27 protein-coding genes, 1 pseudogene and 1 riboswitch are annotated in these 24,005 nt (G+C 51.2%); of the genes and pseudogenes, 23 read left to right on the plus strand and 5 right to left on the minus strand.

The annotated features are described in order from the left end of the window. Window positions 1-79 precede the first annotated feature (79 nt). The 20 genes and pseudogenes from prfA (at window position 80) to ABNN70_RS05025 (ending at window position 17,457) form a co-directional block, all read left to right on the plus strand. Window positions 80-1,153 (plus strand): peptide chain release factor 1, encoded by a 1,074-nt coding sequence (gene prfA, locus ABNN70_RS04930; protein WP_353948921.1) that lies wholly within the window; start codon window positions 80-82, stop codon window positions 1,151-1,153. After that, complete coding sequence (prmC, locus tag ABNN70_RS04935; RefSeq protein WP_353948922.1) at window positions 1,150-2,019, plus strand: peptide chain release factor N(5)-glutamine methyltransferase; 870 nt, start codon at window positions 1,150-1,152, stop codon at window positions 2,017-2,019. The genes prfA and prmC overlap by 4 nt, the downstream gene beginning before the upstream one ends. Before the next feature lie 64 nt (window positions 2,020-2,083). Further along, complete coding sequence (spoIIR, locus tag ABNN70_RS04940) at window positions 2,084-2,716, plus strand: stage II sporulation protein R (RefSeq protein WP_353948923.1); 633 nt, start codon at window positions 2,084-2,086, stop codon at window positions 2,714-2,716. Window positions 2,717-2,824: 108 nt separating this feature from the next. Next, a pseudogene (locus ABNN70_RS04945) lies at window positions 2,825-3,867 on the plus strand (L-threonylcarbamoyladenylate synthase). 106 nt (window positions 3,868-3,973) lie between these two features. Further along, complete coding sequence (locus ABNN70_RS04950; protein ID WP_353949382.1) at window positions 3,974-4,543, plus strand: manganese efflux pump MntP family protein; 570 nt, start codon at window positions 3,974-3,976, stop codon at window positions 4,541-4,543. A gap of 133 nt (window positions 4,544-4,676) precedes the next feature. Beyond that, window positions 4,677-5,255, plus strand: coding sequence for a TIGR01440 family protein (locus ABNN70_RS04955; RefSeq protein WP_206184261.1), 579 nt, complete (start codon window positions 4,677-4,679; stop codon window positions 5,253-5,255). A 338-nt stretch (window positions 5,256-5,593) separates the two neighbouring features. Next, on the plus strand, window positions 5,594-6,850 hold the full coding sequence (gene glyA / locus ABNN70_RS04960) for a serine hydroxymethyltransferase (protein ID WP_353948924.1): 1,257 nt from the start codon (window positions 5,594-5,596) through the stop codon (window positions 6,848-6,850). 145 nt (window positions 6,851-6,995) lie between these two features. After that, window positions 6,996-7,625 carry a uracil phosphoribosyltransferase gene (gene upp / locus ABNN70_RS04965; RefSeq protein WP_353948925.1) on the plus strand — a complete coding sequence of 210 codons (630 nt, stop codon included), beginning with the start codon at window positions 6,996-6,998 and terminating at the stop codon, window positions 7,623-7,625. A gap of 375 nt (window positions 7,626-8,000) precedes the next feature. Further along, window positions 8,001-8,222: an AtpZ/AtpI family protein gene (locus ABNN70_RS04970; protein ID WP_129928408.1), complete on the plus strand. Its 222-nt coding sequence runs from the start codon at window positions 8,001-8,003 to the stop codon at window positions 8,220-8,222. 296 nt (window positions 8,223-8,518) lie between these two features. Next, on the plus strand, window positions 8,519-9,259 hold the full coding sequence (gene atpB, locus ABNN70_RS04975; protein WP_353948926.1) for a F0F1 ATP synthase subunit A: 741 nt from the start codon (window positions 8,519-8,521) through the stop codon (window positions 9,257-9,259). A gap of 70 nt (window positions 9,260-9,329) precedes the next feature. Next, entirely contained in the window at window positions 9,330-9,554 is a 225-nt protein-coding gene (atpE, locus tag ABNN70_RS04980) for a F0F1 ATP synthase subunit C (RefSeq protein ID WP_129928406.1), read from the plus strand. 111 nt (window positions 9,555-9,665) lie between these two features. Next, on the plus strand, window positions 9,666-10,151 hold the full coding sequence (gene atpF, locus ABNN70_RS04985) for a F0F1 ATP synthase subunit B (protein WP_353948927.1): 486 nt from the start codon (window positions 9,666-9,668) through the stop codon (window positions 10,149-10,151). Continuing rightward, window positions 10,148-10,693 (plus strand): F0F1 ATP synthase subunit delta, encoded by a 546-nt coding sequence (locus tag ABNN70_RS04990; protein WP_129928404.1) that lies wholly within the window; start codon window positions 10,148-10,150, stop codon window positions 10,691-10,693. Before atpF ends, ABNN70_RS04990 begins: the two co-directional genes overlap by 4 nt. A gap of 7 nt (window positions 10,694-10,700) precedes the next feature. Continuing rightward, on the plus strand, window positions 10,701-12,215 hold the full coding sequence (gene atpA / locus ABNN70_RS04995) for a F0F1 ATP synthase subunit alpha (protein WP_353948928.1): 1,515 nt from the start codon (window positions 10,701-10,703) through the stop codon (window positions 12,213-12,215). Between the two features lie 32 nt (window positions 12,216-12,247). After that, window positions 12,248-13,117: an ATP synthase F1 subunit gamma gene (gene atpG, locus ABNN70_RS05000; RefSeq protein ID WP_353948929.1), complete on the plus strand. Its 870-nt coding sequence runs from the start codon at window positions 12,248-12,250 to the stop codon at window positions 13,115-13,117. A 67-nt stretch (window positions 13,118-13,184) separates the two neighbouring features. Beyond that, complete coding sequence (gene atpD, locus ABNN70_RS05005; protein ID WP_129928401.1) at window positions 13,185-14,594, plus strand: F0F1 ATP synthase subunit beta; 1,410 nt, start codon at window positions 13,185-13,187, stop codon at window positions 14,592-14,594. A 40-nt stretch (window positions 14,595-14,634) separates the two neighbouring features. Further along, window positions 14,635-15,063: an ATP synthase F1 subunit epsilon gene (gene atpC, locus ABNN70_RS05010; protein WP_353948930.1), complete on the plus strand. Its 429-nt coding sequence runs from the start codon at window positions 14,635-14,637 to the stop codon at window positions 15,061-15,063. Between the two features lie 84 nt (window positions 15,064-15,147). Then, entirely contained in the window at window positions 15,148-15,549 is a 402-nt protein-coding gene (locus ABNN70_RS05015) for a hypothetical protein (RefSeq protein ID WP_353948931.1), read from the plus strand. A gap of 21 nt (window positions 15,550-15,570) precedes the next feature. Beyond that, window positions 15,571-15,897 (plus strand): hypothetical protein, encoded by a 327-nt coding sequence (locus ABNN70_RS05020; RefSeq protein ID WP_353948932.1) that lies wholly within the window; start codon window positions 15,571-15,573, stop codon window positions 15,895-15,897. A gap of 594 nt (window positions 15,898-16,491) precedes the next feature. Then, the gene (locus ABNN70_RS05025; protein WP_353948933.1) at window positions 16,492-17,457 is read left to right on the plus strand and encodes a nuclease-related domain-containing protein; all 966 of its coding nucleotides are present in this window, start codon (window positions 16,492-16,494) and stop codon (window positions 17,455-17,457) included. Here the strand turns inward: ABNN70_RS05025 and thiE are convergent. From thiE to ABNN70_RS05050, 5 genes are all read right to left on the minus strand, one after another. Continuing rightward, window positions 17,442-18,083: a thiamine phosphate synthase gene (thiE, locus tag ABNN70_RS05030; RefSeq protein WP_353948934.1), complete on the minus strand. Its 642-nt coding sequence runs from the start codon at window positions 18,081-18,083 to the stop codon at window positions 17,442-17,444. The two genes, ABNN70_RS05025 and thiE, sit on opposite strands and share 16 nt — an antisense overlap. Beyond that, window positions 18,064-18,885, minus strand: coding sequence for a hydroxyethylthiazole kinase (gene thiM / locus ABNN70_RS05035; RefSeq protein WP_353948935.1), 822 nt, complete (start codon window positions 18,883-18,885; stop codon window positions 18,064-18,066). Before thiM ends, thiE begins: the two co-directional genes overlap by 20 nt. Then, complete coding sequence (gene thiD / locus ABNN70_RS05040) at window positions 18,882-19,688, minus strand: bifunctional hydroxymethylpyrimidine kinase/phosphomethylpyrimidine kinase (RefSeq protein WP_353948936.1); 807 nt, start codon at window positions 19,686-19,688, stop codon at window positions 18,882-18,884. Before thiD ends, thiM begins: the two co-directional genes overlap by 4 nt. Beyond that, window positions 19,685-20,191 carry an energy coupling factor transporter S component ThiW gene (thiW, locus tag ABNN70_RS05045; protein ID WP_129928394.1) on the minus strand — a complete coding sequence of 169 codons (507 nt, stop codon included), beginning with the start codon at window positions 20,189-20,191 and terminating at the stop codon, window positions 19,685-19,687. Before thiW ends, thiD begins: the two co-directional genes overlap by 4 nt. 136 nt (window positions 20,192-20,327) lie before the next feature. Next, window positions 20,328-20,435: riboswitch (TPP riboswitch) on the minus strand. Between the two features lie 59 nt (window positions 20,436-20,494). After that, window positions 20,495-21,043, minus strand: coding sequence for a peroxiredoxin (locus tag ABNN70_RS05050; RefSeq protein ID WP_129928393.1), 549 nt, complete (start codon window positions 21,041-21,043; stop codon window positions 20,495-20,497). 319 nt (window positions 21,044-21,362) lie between these two features. Here ABNN70_RS05050 and ABNN70_RS05055 point away from each other — a divergent pair, with 319 nt between their 5' ends. The 3 genes from ABNN70_RS05055 (at window position 21,363) to murA (ending at window position 23,854) form a co-directional block, all read left to right on the plus strand. Beyond that, complete coding sequence (locus ABNN70_RS05055; protein ID WP_129928392.1) at window positions 21,363-21,596, plus strand: DUF1146 family protein; 234 nt, start codon at window positions 21,363-21,365, stop codon at window positions 21,594-21,596. 103 nt (window positions 21,597-21,699) lie between these two features. Beyond that, window positions 21,700-22,440, plus strand: a complete 741-nt coding sequence (locus ABNN70_RS05060; RefSeq protein WP_353948937.1) for a YwmB family TATA-box binding protein — start codon at window positions 21,700-21,702, stop codon at window positions 22,438-22,440. Window positions 22,441-22,519: 79 nt separating this feature from the next. Then, window positions 22,520-23,854 carry a UDP-N-acetylglucosamine 1-carboxyvinyltransferase gene (gene murA, locus ABNN70_RS05065; RefSeq protein WP_129928390.1) on the plus strand — a complete coding sequence of 445 codons (1,335 nt, stop codon included), beginning with the start codon at window positions 22,520-22,522 and terminating at the stop codon, window positions 23,852-23,854. Window positions 23,855-24,005: the final 151 nt, after the last annotated feature.

Raw genomic sequence — 24,005 nt, forward strand, 5'->3', positions numbered from 1 at the left:
TCTGAAGTCGCATATCATATAATGATGGGTAGAGAAACAGCCCGTAAAGCGTTTTCTCTGTGACGGATGAGGTGGAAAAATGTTTGAACGTTTGCAATCCATGGAAGAACGCTATGAAAAATTAAATCAGCTGCTCGCCGATCCGGAGGTGATCAGCGATCATGATAAACTGCGCCGATATTCGAAGGAGCAGTCTGATCTGCAGGAAACCGTTGCTGTTTATCGTCACTACCAGAAGGCGGATCACGAGCTTAATGAGTCGAAGTCGATGCTTGACGAATCTCTGGATGATGCGATGAAAGGCATGGTCCGCGATGAGATTGCCCGCCTGGAAAAAGAAAAAAGCAGGTTGGAAAAACAGCTCAGGCAGCTCCTGATTCCGAAAGATCCGAATGACAGCCGCAACGTTATTGTTGAAATCCGCGGCGCGGCCGGCGGCGATGAGGCGGCACTTTTTGCCGGTGATCTGTTCCGCATGTACTCGCGCTATGCTGAACATCATCAATGGAAGACGGAAGTCATTGATGCCAGTCCTAACGGTATCGGCGGGTATAAGGAAATTGTTTTTATGATCAGCGGACGGGGCGCCTGGTCCCGGCTGAAATATGAAAACGGGGCTCACCGGGTCCAGCGCGTCCCGGAAACAGAGTCCGGCGGCCGGATCCACACATCAACCGCAACCGTCGCCGTGCTTCCGGAAGCAAAGGAAGTCGAGGTCAATCTGAATGAAAAAGATATCCGGGTGGACCGGTTCGCGTCGAGCGGACCGGGAGGACAAAGTGTCAATACGACGATGTCCGCTATCCGGCTGACGCACATCCCGACAGGCATTGTCGTCTCCTGTCAGGAAGAACGCTCACAGATCAAGAATAAGGAAAAAGCGATGAAAGTCCTGCGTGCCCGTGTATATGACAAGTATCAGAGAGAAGCGCAGGAAAAATACGACTCCACCCGGAGATCGGCCGTCGGAACGGGCGATCGTTCCGAGCGGATCCGGACCTATAATTTTTCTCAAAACCGGGTGACCGACCACCGGATTGGCCTGACGATTCATCAGCTGGACCAGGTCCTGAGCGGCAATCTGGACGAGATCATAAATGCTTTAATCATGGACGATCAGTCGAAAAAAATGGAGCAGGCGGATACCCGATGACACTCAGGAGATATGAAGCGCTCAAATGGGCATCTGCTTTTTTAAAAGAAAATCATCGAGATGAAAATATTGGTGAAATTCTGCTCTGCTCCCGGCTGCACCTGTCGCGAACCGACCTGTTCGTCAATAACCGTGACCTGCTCACCCGGCAGGATGAGGCATGGTTTCGGGAACGCGTTGCGGAACATGTGAAAACCGGCGCACCTGTCCAGTATATGCTCGGACATGCGCCCTTTTACGGGCGCATGTTTAAAGTCACGCCTGCCGTACTGATCCCGCGTCAGGAAACAGAAGAATTGGTCTATCGCATCGGAAAATGGGCCGGGCGTTTTTTCCCAGATAAAAAACTTGAGGTCTGCGATATCGGTACCGGAAGCGGGGCGATTGCTATTACGCTCGCCCTGGAACATCCGGACTGGCACGTCACGGCAACGGATATCTCCTGCGAGGCACTGGCTGTTGCCGGAGAAAATGCGCGCCACCTGGGTGCAAAAGTTGACTTTCGCCCGGGGGACCTGACCGTGCCGCTCGCCGGCCTGCACTATGATATTCTCGTGTCAAATCCGCCCTATATCTCCCGCACCGGGATGGAGCAGCTGGACGATACGGTTAAAGATTTCGAGCCGCATCTGGCTCTTTTCGGCGGGGGAGACGGGCTGGACTGTTACCGGCAGATCCTCCGGGGAGTAACTGCTTTTTCCACCGGTCCGCTTTTCCTCCTTGGCTTTGAAATCGGTGCGGAACAGGGGCAGGCCATCTCCGGGCTGATCCGGAGCACTTTTCCTAATCGGATCGAAGCGCTGGCAGTCGAAAAGGATATTGCGGGACTGGACCGTAATGTCCTGGCTGTCCTTCGAAAAAAATAAAGTCGTACAACAGGTTTAATCGTTCCGCTTCCTGCCCACACTGTCGGGTAAGGAGGCGGGAAGGATGAAAAGATCACTGGCACTTATTTTTCTATTCACTATTATTCTCACAGGCGTCCTGTTTTTTACTCAGAGCCATTCGTCCAGGGCGGATGATCAGGGCCCGATTCCGAAAGACGCAATCCGGCTGCGCATCCTGGCAAACAGCGATTCGCCGGCCGATCAGGTGGTCAAGCGTCAGGTACGCGATGCGGTCAACCGCGATATCAGCGGATGGGTGCAGAATCTGGAATCCCCGGAACAGGCCGAGAAAATCATCCACGCGCATCTGCCTGAACTGCGACAGACCGTCATGCGTACACTGCGCAGGGTTCATGCCGACCCCACCTTTACGATCAAACTCGGTCAGGCGGATTTTCCAACTAAAATGTACGGGGAGTACGTATATCCTGCCGGTGAATATAAGGCCCTTGTCATTACCCTCGGCGATGGAAAGGGGGCAAACTGGTGGTGTGTGCTCTTCCCGCCGCTCTGTTTCCTCGACTTTTCAAACAGTGAGGCCGTCCCTGCACAGGCAAGTTCGGCAATGCCGGAGACACAAGCTGCGGAACCTGAACGGGAAAAATCAGAAAAAAAGATTGAAGTTCGGTCTTTCGCCGGCGATCTTTTCAACAAAATACGACAACTGTTTGACTGATTCAGAGCATCATCACAGACTCATAGACACATTGTGTTATACTGATTATATTGTGAGGCCGGCAGAGACGCCGGTCTCCTTAATGCGGAAAAAAGGGGATCACAAAAAATGACAGAGACAAAACTGTGGCGGGTGGACCCCGGGGCTGAAGGTCTCGCGGACGACCCGCAGATCAGGGAGGCGGCCGCCTGTCTTGCAAGAGGTGAAATCATCGCCTTCCCGACGGAGACCGTCTATGGCCTGGGCGGAAACGCTAAATTCAGGGACTCAGTCAGGAAAATCTACGAAGCAAAAGGCAGACCAAGCGACAACCCGCTGATTGTCCATGTCGCCACGACGGAGCAGGTACGGGAAATCTGTACAGATATTAATCCGATGGCGAAAAAACTGATGGATGCCTTCTGGCCCGGACCGATGACGCTTGTTCTTCCTTCACGCGGTGAGGTATCGGATACCGTGACTGCCGGACTGTCTACTGTTGCCGTCCGAATGCCGGCCCATCCGGTTGCCCGTGCCCTGATTCTGGCATCCGGGCTGCCGATTGCCGCACCGTCTGCTAACAGTTCGGGGCACCCGAGCCCAACTAAAGCCGAACACGTTTATCACGATCTGAATGGAAAAATTGCTGGAATCATCGATGGCGGAGAGACGGGCGTCGGGGTTGAATCGACCGTCGTTGATTGCACATTGACCCCGATTACAATTCTGCGCCCCGGCGGTATTTCCAAAGAGCAGCTGGAACAGGTGGCCGGTACGGTAGCTGATGACCCCGGCCTGACCCGGCCTGATCAGATTCCGAAAGCGCCCGGAATGAAATATAAGCACTATGCCCCGGACGCAACCATGCTTCTTGTTCCGGCCGGTAAAGAAAAAATTCAGGAACTGATTACCGACGAAAAGAATAGCGAACGGCGGGTAGGCGTTCTGACAACGGAAGAAAACCGTGAAGCCTTCCCGGAAGCGGACGTCGTCCTCTGCTGCGGCAGACGCAGTGACCTGAAAACTGTTGCCCACCGGCTGTTTGCGGTCCTCCGTGATTTTAATTCGAAAAAAGTCAACGTGATCTACAGTGAAACCTTCCCGAAACCGGAATCGGTAAAGCGATTATGAACCGGCTGTCTAAAGCGGCAGGCGGTAGAATTGTTGAATAAAATAAACGTTTAATTAAGGGGATTCCTGATCGGGATCCCCTTTTCTCCTTCTAACCATCCCGGGACATGCATAAATTGCATCATGGGACTGGAAAGGGGAACAGCCATGGTCGAACAGCTGATTGGGCAGGGATTTGCCATTCTTATGATGGCACTGGCACTGGGTATGGACGCTTTTTCCGTATGTATGGGGATGGGAATGACGGACTCACGCATACGGAATGTAGCAAAAACCGGCTTGTGGATCGGGCTTTTTCACATGCTGATGCCCCTGTCAGGTATGATACTCGGACATCTGCTCTCTGATCAATTTGGCGAGATTGCCGCCATCGCCGGGGGCATTCTGCTTCTTCTGATCGGTGCCCAGATGATTTTTACCGTACTCAGCCGGAAAAAGAGTGGCAGGGAACTGGATATCACATCGGATACGGGCATGCTGCTCTTTTCCATGAGCGTCAGTATCGACAGTTTCTCCGTCGGTCTGAGCATGGGCCTGTTCGGCGCGCGCGGGGTGGCGGCTATTCTTCTTTTCGGTGTGGTCAGTATGATCATGGCCTGGACGGGCTTTTATTTAGGGAGGCGTACAAAAAATTATTTTGGCCGGTTTGGCGAAATGATTGGCGGGCTGATTCTGCTCTTTTTCGGGTTGAAACTGATCTTCCATCTTCATCTGTAATCAGCCTTCCTACGACGCCGCCCTGTGGATTCCGCCAAAATTTCCCGGGAAATGACATAATCCTGCCCAAGTTGGCGCAAGCTGTTATAATTGTAATAGAAATGAACGCCTGTACTCTGGGAAGGACATGATGATGGAAAATTACAGTCAGCAGCTCATAGATGAAGTTGGCCGCGCGCTGAACGATCTGGCCGCGGCTATGCCTTTTGATGAACGCCATTTACTGGTTCTTGGCTGCAGTACAAGTGAAGTACGCGGCAACCGAATCGGCACATCCGGTTCGCCGGAGATCGCTGCCGCCATATATCAGGCAATAAAAACCTGCCACGACCGGACAGGTGTACATTTTGCCTTTCAGTGCTGCGAGCATCTGAACCGGGCCCTTGTGCTGGACCGGGAAGTCGCCGAACAACGGCATTTCGATCCTGTTACCGTCCGCCCGATTCCACACGCCGGAGGCTCGATGGCCGCCTATGCCTGGGAACATCTTTCCCATCCGGTCGTTGTGGAATTTATCCGTGCCGATGGCGGACTGGATATCGGTGACACGCTGATCGGCATGCATCTGAAACACGTAGCCGTACCGGTCAGAAGTCAGGTCAGGCAGATCGGCGAGGCCCATCTTGTCATGGCCCGCACCCGCCCGAAGCTGATCGGCGGCGAACGTGCGGTCTATCCGGAAAAAGAAACCTCGGGCCGCACCTGTTTATAAACAGGAGAACGGAGTCGATCCCAATCCGTTCTTCTGCTTTTTCATACCCTCACCCTCAGACGGAAATTCAGAACCCGCGCCCGGATCAACAGATCATCCGGCTGAATCATGGTGCGTTCCGACTGATAAATGGAGCAATGGGCTGAATGCCTCACGCTGTTCCGCAAGCTCCGTATTCAGCCATTGCGTAAAGCCGGACACGAATCGACCTGTTCGGCCGATTTCTTTTACTTAATTAGGAGAAAATGTGATAAACTTTACATGAATCAGACTTTTCGAACAGGAAACCCACCTGATCATTTACTATCCCTAATTTCTGAGAGGAGTGCAACTCATTCATGACAAGCATGAAACAGCAGGATCCGGAAGTTTTCAAGGCAATCGAGCAGGAACTGGGCAGGCAGAGAAGGAAGATTGAATTGATTGCCTCAGAAAATTTTGTCAGTGAAGCCGTACTCGAAGCAGCAGGCTCGGTTCTGACCAATAAATATGCAGAAGGTTATCCCGGACATCGCTATTACGGTGGCTGTGAATACGTCGATATTGTAGAAAACCTGGCAAGAGACAGAGCACTGAAGCTGTTTGGTGCAGAACACGTTAACGTCCAGCCCCATTCAGGTGCTCAGGCGAATATGGCGGTTTATGACACGATTCTGGAACCGGGCGACACCGTGCTTGGCATGCGCCTTTCACATGGCGGGCACCTGACTCATGGCAGTAAAGTCAATTTCAGCGGTCAGCTCTATCATTTTGTTGATTACGGAGTAAGAAGGGACACGCAGCGCATTGATTATGACGAAGTGCGCAGCCAGGCCCTGAAATACAGGCCAAAACTGATCGTTGCCGGTGCCAGCGCTTACCCGCGTATTATCGACTTTAAGAAATTTCGCGAAATTGCCGACGAAATCGGTGCTTATCTGATGGTCGACATGGCACACATCGCCGGACTTGTTGCGACCGGTCTGCATCCGAGCCCGATCCCGTATTGCGATTTTGTCACCACCACGACGCATAAAACCCTGCGCGGGCCACGCGGCGGAATGATCTTCTGCAAGAAAAAATTTGCGAAAAAGCTGGACAAGGCGATCTTCCCGGGCATCCAGGGCGGACCGTTGATGCACATTATTGCAGCGAAAGCTGTGGCATTCGGTGAAGATCTGCAGCCGGCATTCAAAACGTATTCGGCACAGATCGTTGCCAACGCCAAAGCGTTTGCGGCAGCTCTCCAGGAAAATGGTCTGAATCTTGTATCAGGTGGAACGGATAATCATCTCGTCCTCGTGGATGTCCGCAATCTGGGTATTACCGGGAAAAAAGCAGAAGCCGTGCTGGACAGCATCGGCATTACAACGAATAAAAATACCATTCCATTCGATCCGGAAAAACCGTTTGTCACCAGTGGCATCCGTATGGGGACACCGGCTGTGACGACACGTGGATTCAAAGAAGAGGATATGAAAGAAGTGGCCTCCATTATTGCAGCGGCTCTGAAACACCCGGATGATGAGGCGGTATTGAAAGAGGCGGCCGGCCGTGCAGCTGCACTGACTGAGAAACACCCGCTCTATGCGCAGGGTGCCGGTGTTTTTGCCTGACGAGGTGGCAGACGGGTCAGGTTTCCTCTATTATATATATTGGCTGCGCTGACTGGAGAGTCCGTCCCGGGTATGATTCAGGAACGGGGGCGGGCATCATCAGGCGGTGATCAAGCCACAGAATGATGAAATGGGGGTGAGAAATATGGGAAAGCTGGTTGTACTGGATCACCCGCTGATACAGCATAAACTGACCATGATTCGCAATAAGGAGACCGGAACCAAGGCCTTCCGCGAACTTGTTGACGAAATTGCGATGCTGATGGCTTTTGAAATCACACGTGACCTGCCGCTTGAAGAGGTAGAGGTTCAGACACCTGTTGCAAAAGCAAAAGCGTATCAACTGACCGGAAAAAAGCTAGGCATTGTTCCGGTTCTCCGCGCCGGACTCGGTATGGTCAATGGCATGCTTAATCTGATTCCTGCGGCAAAAGTCGGTCATGTTGGCCTTTTCCGTGACCCGAATACACTTAAACCGGTAGAATATTATTTTAAAATGCCGACCGACATCGCCGAACGTGACCTGATTATCGTTGATCCCATGCTGGCGACAGGCGGCACGGCAGCTGAGACGATTACGCTCTTGAAGAAGCATGGAGCCGGTAATATCAAGCTGATGTGCCTGATCGGTGCTCCGGAAGGGGTAAAGATGGTTCAGGAGGCCCATCCGGACGTAGATATTTATCTCGCGGCGCTCGATGAACGGTTGAATGAACATGGCTATATTATTCCCGGGCTTGGCGATGCTGGAGACCGACTATTTGGCACTAAATAACAACAATGAAAAATATTTTTCACCGGCAGAAAAAATTGCGGTATATATTTTCTTTGTTCTTGTTTTGTCACATTTCAACTGTGCAGTGATCAAGAAAAATGGTTTAGAATTTTAATTATAGAGAAAAAGCGGAGTTGATCTTCCATGTACCATACGCTGACATCTTCAATGACTAATATCACAAAAAAATGTCGGTATATGTTGACATTAAGACAGCGCTTTCGATAAAATGAAAAGGTAGCGCTCGTTTAGCTGCGGCACAGATGGACCCGCTCTTTTTTCTCAATTCTGTCAGACACAAATATGCATAATTTGTGTCATGTCCCACGTTTTTCGGTAAGCCGGCGAATGTTTGAATCATCGGGAGGCTGAATCATGAAGGGCGATAAGAAGGATAATCCACTTTATATGGCCGCCGTCGTCAGTGCCATGGGATTTGAAATTTTCGCCTTTATCATTATCGGCGCGCTGGGCGGAAATTATTTGGACCACCGCTTCGGTACATCCCGGCTGTGGCTGCCCATTCTTGCGGTTGCCGGATTCTTCTTCGGATTGCTCAGCTGTTTTTATACGCTGAAATCTTTTATGAAAAAATGAGTAGTGACAGAGATTATTTTTCTGTCTATGTTTGAATCCTGCAATCCTGGGATAATCTGGTTGTAGAAACCGGGAAGCCCCGACAAACCTTCCCGGCGGATCAGCCGGTTTATATAACTACTATTCTAATGGGGCGGGCAACATGTATCGCAGCCCGGAGTTTACATACAATGGAACGGGTCCGCCGGGTCGCTTCATACGATTCGGACAGGTTGTGTCGCCCTGTTATCAGGAATCTGTATCTTCAGTCGGTGAAAAGAGAAACACATTATGTTCGGATGAAGGGGGGGAGACTCTTGGATCTGACTCCGAAAGTTAAGTTTCTCGGTATGACCTTTGATCTCACGGTGATTATTGGCAGTGTGGTTGCAGCCATCCTTGTTTTTCTGCTTGTCACAGCGCTGACACGGAAATTGACTATCCGGCCGACGGGTAAGCAGAATGTGATGGAATACGTGATCGATTTTATTAGCGGGATCACAGGGATCATGATGGAAAAAAAGGAATCGTACAAGTATATCAGCTTTGCCCTGACGACTTTCCTCTTTATCATGATCTCCAACCTGCTGGGCGTTATCGTCATTGTTACTGCGGAAGTAGCAGGACCGATTCCGCAACTGGGCATTACAGCGGATATGCTGAAGTCGACACATGAAGTGAGCTGGTTTAAATCACCGACTTCGGACCTGAACGTCACTGTCGCCATGGCCGGAGCTGTCTTGATTTATTCTCACTTCGCAGGTGTGGTGAAGCATCCGGGCACCTATGTAAAAGATTATTTCAAGCCTTATGCATGGATGCTGCCATTTAATATCATTGATGAACTGGCCAAGCCGGTAACACACGCCGCCCGTCTGTGGGCGAACATCTTTGCCGGAGAAGTGCTGATCCTGATTCTGCGGCAGGGTACACTGTATTTAACGGCGCTCCCGCTTGCCGCCTGGATGGGCTTTTCAGTCTTCGTCGGCGTGATCCAGGCTTACATTTTTACCGTACTGGCCATGGTCTACATCGGGCAGAAAGTGTCGGCGGAATAGCCGCACGGGCTCATGAAGAAATGTTTTTCGTGTTGAAAAAAACATCGACATTTTGGGAGGAATATTTACTATGACTACAATTCTTGCTGGTGCACTCATGATCGGTTTAGGAGCTCTTGCAGCAGGTATCGGCGACAGTATTCTGTTCGCACGTTATATGGAAGGGATCGCGCGTCAGCCGGAAGCAAGGGGCACACTCTTTGGCCAGACCATGATTCTTTTCGGACTGATTGAAGCCCTGCCGATCATCTCTATCGCATTCGGCATCCTGGTTCTCTTCGGGATCGTAGGCTGATCAAAAGTGAGGTGGGGGACACATCGCCCCCGCTTTCTTTCAAATGAAACAAAAACCGGATTTTCCGAAAGGGTGCCGGCCAATCAATGAGTGAAAGGAGTGGCAGAGTATATGCAATTTTCCCTGGGAACAATTCTGGCTCAAATCGTCATTTTTCTGATTCTGATGGCGCTTGTTGCCTGGAAGGCTGTTGGACCGATTGCAAGAGTAATGGAAAAACGCAGAAAATATATCAATAATCAGATCAATGAAGCTGAAGGCAACCGCGATGAAGCTCAGAAATATCTGGATCAGCAGAAAAGTGAACTTGACAAGATGCGCCGCGAATCGCGAGACTTGATCGAACAGGCGAAAAGCCAGGCAGCTGCCGAGTCGAAAAGCATTATCGATGCGGCGAAAAACCGCTCCGATCTCCTGATTAAGGAAGCACACGAAGAAATTGACAGTGAAAAGGCCAAAGCCATTGCTTCGATACGTGATGAAGTGGCTGATCTCTCCGTGATGCTGGCTTCCAAAGTGCTTGAAAAAGAGATCAATGCCAAAGATTATACAGAAGAGATTGACCAGTTGATGAAACAGGTGGGGAACCAGCAATGAGCCAGATCGTAGCGAACCGTTATGCAAAAGCACTTTTTGAAGTAGCTGAAGAACGCGGCGCCATTGATGCTGTTGAAGCCCAGTTGAATGCAGTCGCGAATACACTGACGGGAAATGAAGATCTCCGCGTCATACTGACGCATCCGCAGGTTTCAGGCGGTAATAAGAAAGCACTGGTCGAAAAACTTTTTGCAAATACCACTGGCACTGAAGTTATGAATCTGCTGAGAATGCTCATCGATCGAAAACGCGAATCGATCATCGGTGATGTGCTTGAAGCTTTTACGCACATGGCGGATCTGAAACGGGGGATCCTCGACGTGACGGTCACAACAGCCGTCCCTCTGAACGAAGAGGAAGAAAGCGACCTGTCTTCCCGACTCAGCCGGGTGTTGGGTAAAAAGCTCCGCATGCACGTGAAGGTGAAATCAGAGATCATCGGCGGCATTCTGCTCCGCATTGGTGACAAAGTGTACGACGGAACAATTGCCGGCAAACTGGCAGAATTCAAACAGGAGATTAAAGTAGGTAAACAGGGGTGAAAATATCGTGAGCATTAAAGCGGAAGAAATCAGCTCGCTGATCAAACAGCAGATTGAAAACTATCAATCGACTGTTGAAGTGAGCGAAGTCGGCACAGTCATCACTGTCGGCGACGGCATTGCCCGCGTCCACGGTCTTGACCGTGTCATGTCCGGCGAGCTCGTTGAATTCTCCAACGGTGTCATGGGTTTGGCTCAGAACCTTGAAGAAGACAATGTAGGTATCGTCATTCTTGGCCCTTATACAGATATCCACGAAGGTGATGAAGTCAAACGTACCGGACGTATCATGCAGGTCCCGGTAGGTAAGGCTTTGCTCGGCCGGGTTGTGAACCCTCTCGGCCAGCCGATTGATGGAAAAGGACCGATTGTTACAGATAAAACCCGTCCGGTTGAGAAAAAAGCGCCGGGCGTTATGGATCGTAAATCCGTATTCGAACCGCTGCAGACCGGAATTAAAGCGATCGATTCCATGATTCCGATTGGACGCGGCCAGCGTGAATTGATCATTGGTGACCGTCAGACCGGTAAGACGGCGATTGCGGTCGATACGATCATCAACCAGAAAGATCAGGATGTCATCAGTATTTACGTCGCTATCGGCCAGAAGGAATCAACAGTAGCCGGCGTTGTCGATACGCTGAAGAAATATGGTGTGATGGATAAAACAATCGTCGTTTCCGCCGGAGCTTCCGAGCCGGCGCCGCTGCTTTATCTGGCACCTTATGCCGGCGTCACAATGGGTGAGGAATTCATGTACAACGGCAAGCACGTTCTGATTGTCTATGATGACCTTTCCAAGCAGGCAGCGGCATACCGTGAACTTTCCTTGCTGCTTCGCCGTCCGCCGGGCCGTGAAGCCTTCCCTGGCGATGTGTTTTACCTGCACTCAAGACTGCTCGAGCGTGCGGCAAAACTGAGTGATAAACTCGGCGGCGGTTCCATTACCGCGCTGCCGATCATTGAAACACAGGCCGGGGATATCTCAGCTTACATCCCAACGAACGTGATTTCGATAACAGACGGTCAGATTTTCCTTGAATCCAATCTGTTCTACTCAGGTATTCGTCCGGCGGTAGATGCCGGTACATCGGTATCCCGTGTTGGTGGTGCCGCTCAGATCAAGGCAATGAGGAAAGTTGCTGGTACACTGAAACTGGATTTGGCTTCTTACCGTGAACTTGAAGCCTTCTCACAGTTCGGTTCTGATCTGGATAAAGCGACAAAAGCCAAGCTGGATCGTGGTGCCCGTACAGTTGAAGTCCTGAAACAGGACATCCACAAACCCTATCCTGTTGAAGATCAGGTCGTTGTCCTTTACGCATTAACCAAAGGATTTATCGATGATGTGCCGATCGGTGACATCAAACGTTTTGAAAAGGAATTTCTCGCTTACCTGAAACAGAATGTTCCGGAACTCCCTGAAAAGATCAGGAAGACAGGAAATCTTCCGGACGCAAAGGAATTCGAAAAGGCGATCACTGCATTCAAGAAAACCTTCGCAGCAACACATGCTGAATAACCTGATTCAGGATTAAAAGGTGGTGAACGAATATGCCTTCGATGCGCGACATTAAGGAGAAGATCGCTTCTACCAAAAAGATGCGCAAAATTACCAAAGCCATGCAGATGGTTTCGGCTGCGAAGCTCAATCATGCACAGAACAGTGCGCAGAATTACGCGGCTTACATGGAAGGCCTGAAAGAAGTCGTTGCCAGTATTGCCAGCGGAAAACAGTCAGAGGCAAACAGCAGGCATCCCATGCTTGAGAGCCGTCCGGTAAAAAAGGCCGCCTATTTTGTGATCACCGCCGACCGCGGACTTGCCGGAGCTTACAATGGTAATATCCTGAAATATACCCAGGAGCTGATTCGGAAAAACCATCACTCCCCGGAGGAATATACCATTATTGTCACCGGTAAGGTTGGGCTGAATTTTTTCAGGAAACGCAATTACCCGGTCGTTTACAGCCAGACGGACATGCCGGATATACTGACTTTTGATGATACGATTGGACTGGCAAGGAAAATGGTTGCACTTTATGATGATAAAAAAATTGATGCACTGCATCTGATCTATAACCATTTTGTCAATGCGATGACACAGAGGCTTGTCGACAGCCAGCTTCTTCCGATACAGAATGTATTGAGCAAGGCAACAAAGAAGACCAATTATGCCTATGAACCTGATGAAGACGAAGTGCTTGATAAACTGCTGCCACTCTACGCAGAAGGGCAGATCTACGGTGCTCTGCTCGATGCCAAGGCGGCCGAACACGCGGCACGTTCAACTGCCATGAGGAGCGCATCGGATAACGCGAACGATATTATCGACAACCTGTCGCTGTCGTTCAACCGTGCGCGTCAGGCAGCGATTACTCAGGAAATTACTGAAATTGTCGGCGGAGCTGCCGCCCTCGAATAATACGGGAACACGAAAATCGGGTTTTTAAGTCTTCCCGGAAAGTAAAAAGCTGATAGGAGGTCCATTCATGAATAAGGGTTATATTACTCAGGTAACCGGACCGGTTGTCGACGTCAAATTCGACCGCGGCCAGCTTCCTGATATTCATAACGCTCTGACGGTTAATTATAAAGCGAAGTCCTCTGATGAAGCGGATATCCATCTGACACTGGAGGTAGCCCTTCACCTGGGTGATGATTCCGTTCGAACCATCGCGATGGACTCAACGGACGGACTTGTCCGTGGTACGGATGTTGTCGACACGGGGGCACCTATTTCTGTTCCTGTCGGATCTGCTACGCTTGGACGTGTGTTTAATGTCCTTGGCGAACCCATTGACGGTAAACCGCTTGCTCCCGATGTACAGAAAAGTTCTATTCATAAAGAACCTCCGAAATTCGCCGATCTGTCGACGAAGACGGAAGTTCTTGAAACGGGGATCAAGGTTATTGACCTCCTGACCCCTTATGTCAAAGGCGGTAAAATCGGCCTGTTCGGCGGTGCCGGTGTCGGTAAAACCGTTCTGATTCAGGAACTGATCCACAACATCGCCGAAGAACATCACGGCGTGTCGGTTTTTGCCGGTGTCGGTGAACGGACACGTGAAGGAAACGACCTTTACTATGAAATGACCGACTCAGGCGTTATCAAACAGACCGCCATGGTTTTCGGTCAGATGAATGAGCCGCCGGGTGCCCGTATGCGTGTCGCCCTGTCCGGTCTGACCATGGCGGAATATTTCCGTGACGTTGAAAACCAGGACGTGCTTCTGTTTATCGACAATATTTTCCGTTTCACACAGGCCGGTTCTGAAGTATCCGCGCTGCTGGGCCGCCTGCCCTCCGCCGTTGGTTACCAGCCGACGCTGGCAACCGAAATGGGCCGTCTGCAGGAGCGAATCACATCAACGAAAAAGGGTTCTGTTACCTCGATCCAGGCCGTTTATGTGCCGGCCGATGACTACACCGACCCGGCTCCGGCAACGACATTCTCACACCTGGACGCCACGACGAACCTTGAACGTTCACTGACTCAGATTGGTATTTATCCGGCCGTGGATCCGCTCGCATCAACATCCCGCGCGCTTTCACCCGACATCGTCGGCGAAGAGCATTATGCGGTAGCCGAACGGGTTCAGGAAACATTGCAGAAATATCGCGAACTGCAGGATATTATCGCCATTCTCGGTATGGATGAACTCTCAGACGAAGACAAGCTGACTGTCAGCCGTGCCCGTCGTATTCAGTTCTTCCTTGGCCAGAACTTCCATGTTGCCCAACAGTTCACCGGTGTCCCCGGATCTTATGTATCTGTTGAAGATACGATCAAAGGGTTCAAGGGCATCCTTGACGGCAAGTATGATGATGTGCCTGAAGAAGCATTCCGCAATACAGGTACAATCGAAGACGTTCTGGAAAGAGCGAAACAGCTGGCCTGATGCGCGACACATCGCCCGGGCCGGAAAAGGGGGCTGACAGATGAGCACTGTGCATACGGAGATCGTCACACCCGCAGGCAAAGTGTATGAAGGAGACGTCCACATGGTTTGCGTCCGGTCGGCAAACGGCGACATGGGCATCCTGCCCCATCACATGCCAATTGTCGCACCGCTCCAGATCGCTCTTGTTCGTCTCAAACACGAAGATGAAAAAATCACAGACTACGCCGCGGTCCATGGTGGCTTCATCCAGGTTAGCCGCGACCGCATCACGATTCTTTCGGAAGCAGCCGAAATGAAAGATCAGATCGACGTTGAACGTGCCAAAAAGGCTAAGGCTGAAGTCGACGCCGCACTCGACAGACTTCACGAAACCTCAGAAGGTTACTATGAAGCCCGTCTGAAACAAAAACGCGCCGAACTTCGCCTGGAAACAGCCGCGATTGATGACACGGTTCCGAAAGTATGACGATATCGAAAAAAAGGAAGAGCCAACCGGCTCTTCCTTTTTTGTGCATCGGGTGAAAATTGTGGTGGCAGCCAGCCGCTTGTGGTGCCGGCTGAAAAAATCTGGGAGCGGCTGAAAAAAGTGGGGACCCGGCTGAAAAGGAGGACCACCCGGCTGAATAAAGTTGAGGACCGGCTGAATTCCGGCCCGCTGGCTGAAAAAATTCGGGAGCGGCTGAAAAAAGTGGGGATCTGGCTGAAAAAGAGGACCACCCGGCTGAATAATGATGAGCCCCGGCTGAATTCCGATCCGCCGGCTGAAAAAATTCGGGAGCGGCTGAAAAAAGTGGGGATCTGGCTGAAAAGTGGGACCACCCGGCTGAATTCCGGCTCGCCGGCTGAAAAAATTCGGGAGCGGCTGAAAAAAGTGGAAACTCGGCTGAAAAGGAGGACCACCCGGCTGAAAAGTGCCGGGACCCGGCTGAATTCCTGTTTGGCGGCTGAATAAATCCAGGAGCGGCTGAAAATAGTGGGGATCTGGCTGAAAAGTGGGACCACCCGGCTGAAAAGTGCCGGGACCCGGCTGAATTCCGGCCCGCCGGCTGAAAAAATTCGGGAGCGGCTGAAAAAAGTGGGGATCTGGTTGAAAAGTGGGACCACCCGGCTGAATAATGATGAGCCCCGGCTGAATTCCTGTTTGGCGGCTGAAAAAATTCGGGAGCGGCTGAAAAAAGTGGGGATCTGGCTGAAAAGTGGGACCACCCGGCTGAAAAGTGCCGGGACCCGGCTGAATTCCGGCCCGCCGCCTGAAAAAATCCAGGAGCGGCTGAAAAGGAGGACCACCCGGCTGAAATAAGTTGAGACCCGGCTGAATTCCGACTCGCCGGCTGAAAAAATTCGGGAGCGGCTGAAAAAAGTGGAAACCTGGCTGAAAAGGAGGACCACCCGGCTGAAATAAGTTGAGATCCGGCTGAATTCCGGCCCGCCGGCTGAAAAAATTCGGGAGCGGCTGAAAAAAGTGGGGATCTGGCTGAAAAGGAGGACCACCCGGCTGAATAATGATGAGCCCCGGCTGAATTCCGGCCCGCCGGCTGAAAAAATTCGGGAGCGGCTGAAAAAAGTGGGGATCTGGCTGAAAAGTGGGTCAACCCGGCTGAAAAGGAGGACCGCCCGGCTGAATTCCGGCCCGCCAGGCCGTAATCCCGTCCATCAACTGAAAAACCCAGCCCTCGCAGAAAAATACCACCCCAGGCCAACATTTTTCCCGGTTGATCCAGATCCACAGCTTTCACGCAAGAATCCAGTCCTGCCAAATGTGAACAAAGGTTGAACTGAAAATAAAATGAACTTTAAAAATGGGAAAAAGGAAAAGGATTTTGTTCTTTCAGGTCGAATCTTGTAAACAGGATCAAACAGGGTCGAATCTTACCTTATAGAAAGAGGTGAATGTATGAAGAAACCGTCTGATGAGTTGCCCTACCACGTTCGCCAGCTTCAGGCACTGGTGGACAGATTCACCGGTCCGGCAAAGAAAAAAGAAGAATTACAGCAACAATTGAATTACTATCTCACTGGACACAGAGGCGAGAGGGAGGTGGATTACCACCTTAGTTATATGCCTCGCGACGACATAGCAATCATTAAGAATCTCAGATTGAATGATGGACTTCATCATTTTGAACTTGACCGGATCGTGATTACACCAGGTACCCTTCTGATGCTGGAAGTGAAGCACATTTCAGGTATAGTAAAAATTCACTCAAAATTACACCAGATGACACGTAAGACGCCCACTGGGGAGCTGCAACGTTTTTCAGATCCGGTCACTCAGGCTGAACGGCATTATAAGCAGCTGCAGGAATGGTTCCGTTACCGGAAATGGCCGAGTGTCCCTGTTGAAAAACAAATTATTTTCAGTTCCCCGAATGTGATTCTTGACGTCGAGGATGCCGATGAAAATTTTTTCAAAAACGCATGTCTCATCGAAAGAGTTCCCCAGAGACTCACTGCCCTGACACAAAAACACCCCCAACAGGTATTCACCCGATCCCAGATGATACGTATGGAAAAAAATTTAAATGATGCGCATGAAAAACTGGTGCAAAATGTATTTGAAGTCTATCATGTTCTCCCAAATCAGATTGTAACAGGTGTCCAGTGTCCCAAGTGTGAAAGATATGGCATGATATGGAAAATGGGACAGTGGCACTGTCCCATATGCCATCATCGGTCAAAAACGGCGCACGCAGAAGCGCTGAAGCATTACGCTCTGTTATTCAAATCGACAATAACAAATCAGGAATGCCGGGCATTCCTGAGAATAGCATCAGAATCGGTTACGAGAAAAATGCTGCAAAAAATGAACTTGCCGGCAACTGGCAGTACGAAAGGGACCCTCTATCATCTCCCGACATGATTCCATTGATCACGCAGGGCCCTGGCGGCATTCAGCGTATCATCCTGTGACCAGATTGCCGATATCACAGCCACGCCGTCGATGTCGTTCGGGTCAATCTGGTTGAGCGTTGACCGGTCGATCCCCCCGATTCCGACAATCGGCAGGCCGACCGCCTGGCGAATGGCATGCAGCACATCGGCCGAGACGCGTGTCGCGTCCGACTTCGAGCGGGTGGGAAACAGGCTGCCTGCCCCAATATAATCTGCACCGTCCTTCTCTGCCCGGATGGCTTCCGCAACGGTTGAGGCCGAGACGCCGACGATTTTTTCACTGCCGACCAGCTGCCGGGCCTTGTCCGCCGGCAGGTCCTCCTGCCCGACGTGAACGCCGTCCGCGCCCGCAGCCAGGGCGATGTCCACCCGGTCATTGATAATCAGCGGCACATGGTAACGGTCGGCGAGGGCTTTCAGCTTACAGGCCACATCAAACATCGTTCTTGAGGACGTTGTCTTTTCCCGTAACTGGAGCAGGGTAACGCCGCCGCGCAGCGCCTCCTCGACTTTCTGAAAATATAAATCTGCTGCTTTCGGATCAAACGGCCCGGTTACAAGATACAGGGTATAATCAGGATTTGGCACGGACATCTTCAACACTCCCCTTTGAAAAGTCATGTGCATCAAGAGTCGAAAAGGCGTCAAACAGGCGTACTTTAAATGTGCCGATCCCGTCCGCGTCCGCAAGTAAGGCCTCCGCTTTTTCACCGGACAGCCCCATGGTCATGATCCCACAGACGGCCGCTTCCAGTCGGTCCTCGAGAACCCCGGCAAAGGCGGCGATCAGTGAGTCGGTCATACAACCGGTGCCGGTCACCGAAGCGAGCCGGGCGACTCCGTTATGCAGGATGAACGTCCGCCTGCCATCAGAGACCGCATCCGCGGCTCCGGTAATAGCAATCACTGAACCGAGACGCCGCGCGAGGTCACGGGCAATTTTCCCGGCATGATCCATCCTGTCACCGGCATCCACGCCCCGGGTCCGGGCCTTCATCCCGGCAAGCACCTTTATTTCCGACATATTGCCGCATATGATGTCGGGATGAACAGCATCGAGGATCCTGAACACGGTCTGCCTGCGAAATGGCGTGGCTCCGGCACCGACCGGATCAAACACGACCGGCACCTGACAACGGTTGGCGGATTGCCCGGCACGTATCATTGCCGTAATGGACATTTCGGTCAGCGTGCCGATATTCAGCACGAGGGCTGAGGCCTGGGCGGCCATGTCCGCCGTTTCGTCCGGACTGTCTGCCATAACGGGACTCGCGCCGACTGCGAGCGTGGCATTGGCACAGTCATTGATCGTTACCGCATTGGTAATGTGGTGAATCAGTGGGCGCTCCTCGCGAATTTTTAAAAAGCCGTGATACAATTTTTCTGCTGAGATCATTTCTGCAGCACCTCGCTTTCCGGATACCAGCGATAAAAATGATGAGTTGGCCCAAATCCATGGCCGAGCGAGAGGCTATGCTCGATAGCCCCCTGTACATAGTCCTTAGCCAGTCCGACAGCCTCTTTCAGCTTTTCGCCGCGCGCGAGGTAAGCGGCGATCGCTGAGGAGAGGGTGCACCCGGTCCCGTGGGTATTTTTCGTGTCAATATGCCGGCCTTCAAAGGTGTGAAACTGCCGGCCGTCATAGAAAATATCCACAGGTTCTTTGAGCAGATGTCCGCCCTTCACAAGCACACTTTTTGGTCCCATCTGAAAAATTTCCCGCGCCGCCTCGTGCATGCCGTCTATCGAGTCAATACGCCGGCCGACCAGTTTTGACGCTTCAAAAAGATTCGGCGTAACAACGGAAGCAAGCGGGAGAAGTCGGTCAGTCAGGGTCTTCCGAGCTTCCGGCTTCAGCAGGTCGTACCCGCTCTTTGAGACCATCACCGGATCAAGCACAATCCATCCCGGCTGATAAAAGCTGAGCTTTTCTGCAATCCGGTCAATCGCTCCACTGTTCGAGACCATACCGATTTTTACCGCACCGACCGGGATATCCTGAAAAACGGCATCCATCTGCTCACCGATTATTTTTGGTGAAAGATCCGCGACATCCCGCACGCCGAGTGTATTCTGTGCCGTCACGCTGACGATGGCGCTCATGCCAAAGACGCCGAGTGCGGAAAAGGTTTTCAGGTCGGCCTGAATGCCGGCACCGCCGCCGGAATCCGATCCGGCAATTGTTAAACCTGTTCTCATTTTCTAGCCCCCTTTAAAAAATGTGACAGACGTGGATTCAAAGCGAAAGTTTTCAACAGGACACAGGCGATGAGACTGCCGCAGGTCGTTGACAGAAGAAACGGAATGACGAAAAATCCGGCGGCCAGATCCTGCCCGAGGACGAACCGGGCAATCGGAAAGGAAACCAGGGCGCCGAGGATACCGGTTCCAAAAATTTCCCCGACGGCAGCGGCGAACGGACTTTTGAGCCAGATGAACATCAGTCCGGCAAGAAGCGCCCCGATCATGCTCCCCGGAAAAGCAAAAATCGATCCGGTTCCCAGAAGGTTACGCAGGAGCGAGATGGCAAACGCATTGCCCACGGTATAGAAGGGACCCAGAATCACAGCACCAAGTACGTTAAGAATATGCTGAACAGGAAAAATACGCGTGACACCGAGCGGGATGTAGAGTATATGACCCGCAAGTGTACCGACTGCGACAAGCAGTGCGGACAGGGTCATCTTGTAAAGCGGTTTCATAAAGATCACCTCCAGACAGGCCGCGAAAGCGGGCGGCCATGGAAAAATGAAGCATATTGCAGGCACCGCCAGAGACCACAAAGGACTTTCTCTAAACAAAAAACGCAGCCCAGTTACATCTGGTCTGCGTTTATCATCTGATTGAAGCATACTTCCCTACGCTGGCATCACCCAGATCAGGTTTAAAGGGTCAAAGACCTAGTGTCTTACTCTCAGCCGGCCGCCGGCTCCCCTAGTATAAGCATGAAATTGTTTACATATAAAACCTAACACAGCTCTTCGGTTTGTGCAATAGCTTCCTGATCACACATGCAGCGTATCGTCACCAGGCTGCCAGTTGGCCGGACACATGCCGCCGGTCTGCAGCGCCTGAAGAACACGCAGCGTTTCATCGACACTGCGGCCGATGTTGTTATCATTGACAACCGAGTAGCGCAGGTTGCCGCTGGGGTCAATGATAAACAGACCACGCAGGGCAACGCCTTCCTCTTCGATCAGAACGCCGTATTTTTCGGCTGCCTCATGGGTATGGTCGGCAGCGAGGCGGAAATTGATCTTACCGATTCCGCCCTCTTTGCGTGAAGTCTTCATCCACTGCTGATGGGTATAAATGGTATCGCAGGAGCAGCCGATAATGTCTGCGTTCAGTTTTTTGAAATCTTCATAGCGATCGCTGAACGCTGTAATTTCTGTCGGGCAGACAAAGGTAAAGTCCATTGGATAGAAAAAGAAAACCGTCCAAACGCCGTTCCTTATATTTTCCTCAAGATCCGCCTTTCCGAATGAACCGTCCGGATTGACGCAATCCAGTTTGAATTGCGGTGCCTTTGCACTGACTAATCGTTCCGCCATATGGAAAACCTCCTATATAAGATGCAGGGGTTGTTACACTCCCTGTATTCTGTTTTAGCACAAAAAAAAGCAGATGGACAACGATATGAAACCGTTCTGAACTGATTAAATTTTCATTATGTAAGAGATAATTCGGAATAAACGATTATCGAAAAAAGTATGGTTATTTTATGGAAACCGCGTTAAAATATTCACAAGGAAAGGTTTATTTTAGATTAAATTTATGTTACAGGAATATGACAAGCAGGTGATGGATGCGGACCCCGCCTCCGCCCGAGAAGTGCGGATATCACAGCATACGGGGCAGGTGACAGAAATAATGAGTCAAGTCGGTTTACAGGCGCTGATCAGTCTGTTCGTTCACATCGTTGTCTTCATTTTAACCTGGTGGGCCCTTCAGAGCCTGAAATTTGACCTTTTATTCAGACATCCGAAAAGTCTGCAGGCACGAATGCTGTATATTCTGCTGGCCCTCGCCGTCAGTTATCCGGTGGCCCGCTTCTTTCTGGACTACGTCAACTGGTCGATGACTTTGCCACAGATCTACGGCTAAAAGTGAAACAGATGTTGCAAGAGCGCGAAAAATAACGAAAAGTACCACGTATGCCCTTCTCTCTTGGCAGGCAATACTGAGAACAGGAGAGGGGCGCAAAACAATGAAGAAAAAAGTCCTGTGTATCATCTTTTTAAGTCTGCTCCTGCCGGCCTTTCCGGCAGGTGCTGAGAGCGTAAAGAAGGATATCGATCCGATTGACCGGGTGGCGCTGTTTGCTGAAACACTTGACAGGCAGGCGACGGTAACCGGGTGGAATGTTTATGCCCGCGAGCAGTATGCAGACCTGATGACTGAAACGGAATTCGCCCAAAGAATCGAACAAATCAGGGAAAAAGAGCCCGAATACGCGTGGCACATGGAGAAAAAGCAGCACGGCGTGATCAGCTGGACAGGATCGAAAGAAAAGTCCGGTCTGAAAACCCGTGTGTCTTATATGGCCTGGCCGGCTGGAAAGTTATACAGGATAGGTATTATTTACCAGTCCGGAGCGGGCGCATTCAGCCGCCCGCAATGGACAGAACAGGAGCGAAACATTCGCGATGATATCACAAAAATTTTCCTTTCGCAAGGGCATATTTTCTCTTGTGTCAGAGCCTATAGCAATGATAAAATGGAGTCTGGCTTACGCGAGGCCGGAAATGACTTTCTGAGGACTTTTTCCGCCGGCGCGACCGAGGCTTTTTACGAAAAAACCTTTGTATCAATTTCAGCATATACTAGGGCATGGAACGATAGCATAAATTCTGGAAATAAGAAAATGAACATTCAGGTTGCACTGCGGGATGACAGAGACCGGACTGTTATCACCGTCGGCACACCAATCATCACGCAGGAGTACTGATGATCAGATTCAGCATTCAACGCGGCACGGTTGTTCCGGATGAGCGAAGAGATATAAATGAACGCGGAGGGGAAAAGTTTTGGAGAAGATTATTGTTCACGGAGGCAGACGGCTATCCGGATCAGTTGAAATTGAAGGCGCTAAAAATGCCGTACTCCCGGTTATTGCCGCATCGATGCTGGCGAGTGAGGGAACAAGCAAAATATATAATGTACCGGAACTTGCTGATGTATACACAATTAATGAAGTTTTACGTTATTTAAACACGTCGGTTAATTATCAGAATAAGACCATCATGGTGAATGCCGCAGCAGAGCCCTATACAGAAGCCCCTTTTGAATATGTTCGGAAAATGCGGGCCTCATTCCTCGTCATGGGGCCGCTTCTGGCGCGGGTCGGGCATGCAAAAATTGCCCTGCCCGGCGGATGCGCGATCGGGTCCAGGCCGATCGATCAGCACCTGAAAGGCTTTGAAGCCATGGGGGCAAAAGTTCGTATCGGCAACGGCTCCATCGAAGCAGAGGTTGAAGGCAGACTCAGGGGAACCGTGATTTATCTCGACTTCCCGAGTGTCGGTGCCACGGAAAACATTATCATGGCCGCATCTCTCGCAGAAGGGGAAACCGTGCTTGAAAATGCCGCCTGTGAGCCGGAAATCGTCAACCTGGCTGAATATCTGAATGCCATGGGTGCCCGTGTCAGCGGGGCCGGAACCGGCAGAATCACAATTCATGGTGTGAAAAAATTGCATGGCGCGGAACACACGATCCTGCCTGACCGGATCGAAGCCGGCACGTATATGATCGCGGCAGCGATTACCGGCGGCAATGTGCTGATTAAAGATTCGGATATTAAAGACCTGCGTCCGCTGATTGCCAAACTGCGTGAAGCCGGTGTAGAAGTTAACGAAGAGCCGGAAGGAGTCCGGGTCATTGGTACGGACAGTCTGAAGGCCGTTGACATCAAGACCATGCCGCACCCCGGTTTCCCGACCGACCTTCAGCCGCAGTTCATGGCACTGATGCTGAAAGCAAAGGGGACATCCGTAATCACTGAAACTGTCTTTGAAAACCGTTTCATGCATGTCGAAGAATTTCGCCGCATGAATGCCTCGATTAAAATTGACGGACGTTCAGCCGTCATCAGCGGGGACTGTGACCTGCAGGGTGCCGAGGTGGCCGCAACAGATCTTCGGGCCGGGGCGGCGCTGGTCATTGCCGGACTGGCTGCCAGTGGCTATACCCGGGTTAGAAGATTGCACCACATTGATCGTGGTTATGTGGATCTGACCGGGAAACTTCGGGCGCTTGGCGCAGATATCGAGCGTGTCCGTCTCGGTGAAGATGGACAGCTGATCCCTGCAACGGCCGAAAGTGAATCACCGCAGCGCAGCGTCAAACCTAAATTTGCCTGAAATCCGGCTCATTAAAAGAACACCCGGGGCGACAGCAATCGCCCTTTTTTCATGTTTTAATTTGCTGAAAGATCAGTGAGGCTACATTATTTATTTCGGCCATCATGGCCGATTTTTTTATACCCTTCTCCGGAAGAAGCGGAAATTCCTT

The sequence above is a fragment of the Sporolactobacillus sp. Y61 genome, from assembly GCF_040529185.1.
GTDB lineage: Bacteria > Bacillota > Bacilli > Bacillales > Sporolactobacillaceae > Sporolactobacillus.

Bases quoted from the DNA above. Each gene is read 5' to 3' on its own strand.
- ABNN70_RS04955 (WP_206184261.1), top strand. From the start codon at position 4,677: ATGGAAAATTACAGTCAGCAGCTCATAGATGAAGTTGGCCGCGCGCTG.
- atpE (WP_129928406.1), top strand. From the start codon at position 9,330: ATGACTACAATTCTTGCTGGTGCACTCATGATCGGTTTAGGAGCTCTT.
- ABNN70_RS04950 (WP_353949382.1), top strand. From the start codon at position 3,974: ATGGTCGAACAGCTGATTGGGCAGGGATTTGCCATTCTTATGATGGCA.
- ABNN70_RS05025 (WP_353948933.1), top strand. From the start codon at position 16,492: ATGAAGAAACCGTCTGATGAGTTGCCCTACCACGTTCGCCAGCTTCAG.
- atpG (WP_353948929.1), top strand. From the start codon at position 12,248: ATGCCTTCGATGCGCGACATTAAGGAGAAGATCGCTTCTACCAAAAAG.
- atpD (WP_129928401.1), top strand. From the start codon at position 13,185: ATGAATAAGGGTTATATTACTCAGGTAACCGGACCGGTTGTCGACGTC.
- prmC (WP_353948922.1), top strand. From the start codon at position 1,150: ATGACACTCAGGAGATATGAAGCGCTCAAATGGGCATCTGCTTTTTTA.
- prfA (WP_353948921.1), top strand. From the start codon at position 80: ATGTTTGAACGTTTGCAATCCATGGAAGAACGCTATGAAAAATTAAAT.
- ABNN70_RS05050 (WP_129928393.1), bottom strand. From the start codon at position 21,043: ATGGCGGAACGATTAGTCAGTGCAAAGGCACCGCAATTCAAACTGGAT.
- atpF (WP_353948927.1), top strand. From the start codon at position 9,666: ATGCAATTTTCCCTGGGAACAATTCTGGCTCAAATCGTCATTTTTCTG.
- atpC (WP_353948930.1), top strand. From the start codon at position 14,635: ATGAGCACTGTGCATACGGAGATCGTCACACCCGCAGGCAAAGTGTAT.
- upp (WP_353948925.1), top strand. From the start codon at position 6,996: ATGGGAAAGCTGGTTGTACTGGATCACCCGCTGATACAGCATAAACTG.
- ABNN70_RS04970 (WP_129928408.1), top strand. From the start codon at position 8,001: ATGAAGGGCGATAAGAAGGATAATCCACTTTATATGGCCGCCGTCGTC.
- thiE (WP_353948934.1), bottom strand. From the start codon at position 18,083: ATGTCCGTGCCAAATCCTGATTATACCCTGTATCTTGTAACCGGGCCG.
- ABNN70_RS05060 (WP_353948937.1), top strand. From the start codon at position 21,700: ATGAAGAAAAAAGTCCTGTGTATCATCTTTTTAAGTCTGCTCCTGCCG.
- thiM (WP_353948935.1), bottom strand. From the start codon at position 18,885: ATGATCTCAGCAGAAAAATTGTATCACGGCTTTTTAAAAATTCGCGAG.
- spoIIR (WP_353948923.1), top strand. From the start codon at position 2,084: ATGAAAAGATCACTGGCACTTATTTTTCTATTCACTATTATTCTCACA.
- thiD (WP_353948936.1), bottom strand. From the start codon at position 19,688: ATGAGAACAGGTTTAACAATTGCCGGATCGGATTCCGGCGGCGGTGCC.
- glyA (WP_353948924.1), top strand. From the start codon at position 5,594: ATGACAAGCATGAAACAGCAGGATCCGGAAGTTTTCAAGGCAATCGAG.
- thiW (WP_129928394.1), bottom strand. From the start codon at position 20,191: ATGAAACCGCTTTACAAGATGACCCTGTCCGCACTGCTTGTCGCAGTC.
- ABNN70_RS04990 (WP_129928404.1), top strand. From the start codon at position 10,148: ATGAGCCAGATCGTAGCGAACCGTTATGCAAAAGCACTTTTTGAAGTA.
- ABNN70_RS05055 (WP_129928392.1), top strand. From the start codon at position 21,363: ATGAGTCAAGTCGGTTTACAGGCGCTGATCAGTCTGTTCGTTCACATC.